The organism is Desulfurellaceae bacterium (assembly GCA_021296095.1).
GTDB lineage: Bacteria > Desulfobacterota > Binatia > Bin18 > Bin18 > JAAXHF01.
In genome coordinates, this window is sequence record JAGWBB010000006.1 from 1 (window position 1) to 1,211 (window position 1,211).

General features: G+C 59.8%; 3 protein-coding genes. 1 reads left to right on the top strand and 2 read right to left on the bottom strand.

The features are described from left to right. Positions 1-357, bottom strand: a 357-nt coding sequence (locus J4F42_02305; GenBank protein MCE2484319.1) for a hypothetical protein, incomplete at its 3' end; no start/stop codon positions are given. Between the two features lie 50 nt (positions 358-407). Beyond that, positions 408-782 (bottom strand): DoxX family protein, encoded by a 375-nt coding sequence (locus J4F42_02310; protein ID MCE2484320.1) that lies wholly within the window; start codon positions 780-782, stop codon positions 408-410. Positions 783-973: 191 nt separating this feature from the next. Here J4F42_02310 and J4F42_02315 point away from each other — a divergent pair. Continuing rightward, positions 974-1,211: LLM class flavin-dependent oxidoreductase (locus tag J4F42_02315; GenBank protein ID MCE2484321.1), on the top strand; the 238-nt coding region annotated here is incomplete at its 3' end.

Here is a 1,211-nt window from a genome sequence, read left to right on the forward strand (position 1 = left end):
GTCGATGTCGTTCTTGCGTTGTGCGGCCGAAATCTCCAGACGCCAGCGGTTGAACGTGCGACCCAGCGCAATCTCGAATGCGCTGCCGAGATCCAGGTCAAGATCGTAATTCCAACGGTAGCCCGGAATGGAAATCCCTTCGATGTTCTCACTCAGACCCGGCTCATCACACGTGCGAGGAGAGCAGTAGGTATCCCGATTCCAGCCCCTCTCTTCCATGTCGTGCACCCAACTGCCTCCAATCCCCCCACCAATGTACCACTCGGACCGTCGTGGTTCCGCGCCCGCTTCACCTGACAGGCAACACACCGTCACCATCGCACCGACAGTCACCCATCGCACCAATAAGCGCTTCATCAAGGCTTCCTCGGGACGAGCTTGCGAGGGCCTGTTCGTGAGCCTCGCCGCTAGGCATTCGCCGCGTCCATAGCCCACATGCCGGCGCCCCGGGCCGAAATACACAAAAACACAAAGCAGTACAGAGCGGCCAGCTCGCCCTGATTGGCGATGGGAAACAGGGCCTGGGTGCCGTGCGCCATCCAGTAGGCGGCCGCCATCAGGCCGCTGCACACAAAGGCCGCCCAGCGCGTGTAGAAACCGACCATGACCAGAATCCCGCCGACCAGTTCAATGATGCCAGCCCCATAAAGGACAAAGGCCGGCGCCTCCGGCACCGCTAGCGGAAAGCCGAACAGCTTTTGGGTACCATGAAAAAAGAACAAAAACCCGGCAATAATGCGCAGCAGCGCGTAGGTCTGCTCCCCATAGTCCTTCATGAACATAGACCTGCCCTCCTTTGAAGAATATGAGCAAGGCATTGCAACAACTTGTCCGAGAAGTCAAGGAGAAGTTGCCGCTGTCAGCCAGTCTGGCCACCATGCCGGGGTGAGGACAGCCGTCCATCTCGGCCTTTCCTTCATTCACGGACAATGCTAGGAGGTTGCCACGATATTGTACACACAGGAGAGATCTCATGGATATTGGCGTGTTCTGTGTCATCCCGTCTGCGGCCGCCGATCCGGCGATCATTGCCAGGCGTGCCGAAGAACTCGGTTTCGAGTCCTACTGGGTTCCCGACCATCCGGTCGTGCCGGTGGGCAGTGAGCAAACCTATCCGGGCACCCCGCCCGACGGCAGCTCCCTCACCTTTCTGACTCGCATTCCCGACCCGCTGATTGTCCTGGCCCGCGCCGGGGCGGTCACCACCAGGC